The organism is Achromobacter sp. GbtcB20, from assembly GCF_019091095.1.
Taxonomy (GTDB): Bacteria; Pseudomonadota; Gammaproteobacteria; order Burkholderiales; family Burkholderiaceae_B; genus Achromobacter; species Achromobacter mucicolens.
Window position 1 is genome coordinate 1 of record NZ_JAGXJZ010000083.1, and the last position, 787, is coordinate 787.

Here is a 787-nt window from a genome sequence, read left to right on the forward strand (position 1 = left end):
CCGTTCGAACCGTTCGAACATCCGCGCCAACCGGTCTTCGTTTTCCGTTGTGCGCTGGGGCCGCGTTGTCGATGAAGTGCATTATGCCGGTGCGCGGCGCGCGCAAAAAGCGAGTAGTTTGCCGGCCTATCGTCGAAAAAATCGAACGTCATGCAAGTGCTATGCGCCGGGCTCGCTCCGGGCCTGCATCGGCTCGCCGATCGCATAGAAATGCCCCCCGGCGACGTGGTGGATGCTGCGCCACTCCGCCCCGGCGCTCTCGAAGTGCCAGTGCCCGTCCTTGAACACGCGCGCGTCGGCCCAGGCCGCCGTGACTTCGCCGATGAAAAGGTCGTAGGCCTGCTGGTTGTGCGGCTCCGGCACCAGGCGGCAGGCCAGCCAGGCCGAGCAGCCGGCGACGAAGGGCATGCCGGTCTCGCCGAGCCGGACCAGCTCGACGCCGGCCACGTCCAGCTTGTCCGGTTCGCTGGCGCGGCCGCGCGTGCCGACTTCATGGGTCAGCTGCAGCAGCCGCACGGTCGGCACCTGGATCACGAATTGGCCGCTGGCCTCGACCAGTGCCCGCGTATGCGTGCTCTTGTCGAGCACCACGGTGAGTTTCGGCGGCGCGAAGTCGAGGGCGCAGGCCCAGGCCGCGGCCATGACGTTGTCGACGCCCGCGTGGCGGGCCGAGACCAGGACCGTCGGCCCGTGGGTCAGCAGGCGGTAGGCCTTTTCCAGCGGGACGGGTTGGATGTGTTCGTTCATGCTTGGCTCCAGGTGAGATCTCGCGGCGCTCGGCACGGTC

The 787-nt window shown here is 68.0% G+C and carries 1 protein-coding gene; it reads right to left on the reverse strand.

Annotation, left to right across the window (positions count from 1 at the left end):
- Window positions 1-159: 159 nt before the first annotated feature.
- A complete protein-coding gene (locus tag KVT32_RS27865; protein ID WP_217619171.1) occupies window positions 160-747 on the reverse strand; it encodes a flavin reductase family protein in 588 nt (195 codons plus the stop codon).
- Window positions 748-787 lie beyond the last annotated feature (40 nt).